Origin of the sequence: Bradyrhizobium sp. STM 3809 (genome assembly GCF_000239795.1) — a bacterium.
Classification (GTDB): Bacteria; Pseudomonadota; Alphaproteobacteria; order Rhizobiales; family Xanthobacteraceae; genus Bradyrhizobium.
On sequence record NZ_CAFJ01000793.1, the window covers coordinates 1 to 1,554 of the forward strand.

At 69.7% G+C, this 1,554-nt stretch carries 1 protein-coding gene; it reads left to right on the forward strand.

The window, feature by feature from the left end; translation table 11 throughout:
* Positions 1-136 precede the first annotated feature (136 nt).
* Positions 137-1,345, forward strand: coding sequence for a 3-oxoadipyl-CoA thiolase (pcaF, locus tag BRAS3809_RS33595; RefSeq protein WP_008966471.1), 1,209 nt, complete (start codon positions 137-139; stop codon positions 1,343-1,345).
* Positions 1,346-1,554 lie beyond the last annotated feature (209 nt).

Genomic DNA, 1,554 nt, shown 5'->3' on the forward strand with positions numbered 1-1,554 from the left:
CGCGCGTGCGGCTGCATTGTGCGCAGGCCAAGTCTCCACGCATGCCACCCCGCGTTCCCGTCATTTGACCTGCCCCCATCGCACTCCTAAAACCGCCGTCAATTCCGACCAGAAACAGCCATCCCGGGAGAGAGCGATGCGAGACGTGTTCATTTGTGATGCGGTGCGGACGCCGATCGGGCGCTTTGGCGGCGCGCTGGCCAAGGTGCGGACCGACGATCTCGCCGCCACCCCGCTGAAGGCGCTCAAGGCCAAGCATCCCAATCTCGACTGGGCCGCGGTCGACGAGGTGTTCTTCGGCTGCGCCAACCAGGCCGGCGAGGACAACCGCAACGTCGCGCGCATGGCGCTGCTGTTGGCGGGCCTGCCCGACTCCATTCCCGGCCAGACGCTCAACCGGCTCTGCGCCTCCGGCCTCGATGCGGTCGGCGCTGCCGGCCGCGCGATCCGCGCGGGCGAGGTCGATCTCGCGATCGCCGGCGGCGTCGAGTCGATGACGCGCGCGCCGTTCGTGCAGGGCAAGGCGACGGAGGCCTTCTCCCGCTCGGCCGAGATCTTCGACACCACGATCGGCTGGCGCTTCATCAATCCCCTGATGAAGCAGCAGTACGGCGTCGATTCGATGCCGGAGACCGGCGAGAACGTCGCCGAGGAATTCCAGGTGTCGCGCGCCGACCAGGACGCGTTCGCGATCCGCTCCCAGCAGCGCGCGGGCCAGGCGATCGCGTCGGGCTATTTCGCCGCCGAGATCACGCCGGTCGCCGTGCCCGGCGACAAGGCGGGTCCCATCGTCGTCGACAAGGACGAGCATCCGCGCCCCGAGACCACGCTCGAAGGGCTCGCCAAGCTGAAGCCGATCGTGCGCAATCCCGGCACCGTCACTGCGGGGAATGCGTCGGGTGTGAATGACGGCGCCGCGGCGATGATCCTGGCGTCGGAGGCGGCGGTGAAGAAGCACGGCCTGACGCCGCGGGCGCGCGTGCTCGGCCTCGCCTCGGCCGGCGTGCCGCCGCGCATCATGGGCATCGGCCCGGTGCCGGCCGTGCGCAAGCTGCTGGAGCGGCTCGGCCTGAAGATCACCGATTTCGACCTGATCGAGCTGAACGAGGCCTTCGCCTCGCAGGGCATCGCCTGCCTGCGCCAGCTCGGCGTCGCCGAGGACGCCGACTTCGTCAACCCGCATGGCGGCGCCATCGCGCTCGGCCATCCGCTCGGCATGAGCGGCGCGCGCATCGCGATGACCGCCGTGCACGGCCTCGAAGTCCGCGGCGGCAAGCGCGCGCTCGCCACCATGTGCGTCGGCGTCGGCCAGGGCGTCGCCCTGGCGGTCGAGACGATCAACTGATCTAAACCCTCATCCTGAGGAGCCCGCCTCTTGGCGGGCGTCTCGAGGGATGAGGCCCGTGCAATGGCCTCATGGTTCGAGACGGCGCTTCGCGCCTCCTCACCATGAGGGGAAACAGCGGAGCGCGCCGCCAAACACGACGCGCGTCGTCCTTCCGGGGCAGCCCGCAGGGCTGAACCCGGAATCTGGAGATGAGTCCGCCAACGTCG

Coding starts and splice junctions, on each gene's coding strand:
- pcaF (WP_008966471.1), top strand. CDS start 137: ATGCGAGACGTGTTCATTTGTGATGCGGTGCGGACGCCGATCGGGCGC.